Consider the following 238-nt stretch of genomic DNA (forward strand, 5'->3'; position numbering starts at 1 on the left):
AACGGTTGCGCCCGCTTGAGGCGCAGGTGTCAGAGACCGACGAGATTCCCGACGATCTCGTCCAGGACATGCGCGATCTGGGCCTGTTCGGCCTGTCGATCAGCGAGGAATATGGCGGTCTCGGCCTCAACATGGAGGAAGAGGTCCGCATCGCCTTCGAACTCGGGCGCACCTCGCCCGCGATGCGATCGACCTTCGGTACCAATGTCGGCATCGGCAGCCAGGGGCTGGTGATGGA

The 238-nt window shown here is 63.4% G+C and carries 1 protein-coding gene; it reads left to right on the forward strand.

Annotation, left to right across the window (positions count from 1 at the left end; translation table 11 throughout):
- The coding region (locus tag AX735_RS23015) for an acyl-CoA dehydrogenase family protein (RefSeq protein ID WP_202189652.1) at nt 1–238 on the forward strand (238 nt) is incomplete at both ends.

It is taken from the genome of Blastomonas sp. CCH1-A6 (assembly GCF_001556365.1).
Classification (GTDB): Bacteria; Pseudomonadota; Alphaproteobacteria; order Sphingomonadales; family Sphingomonadaceae; genus Blastomonas; species Blastomonas ursincola.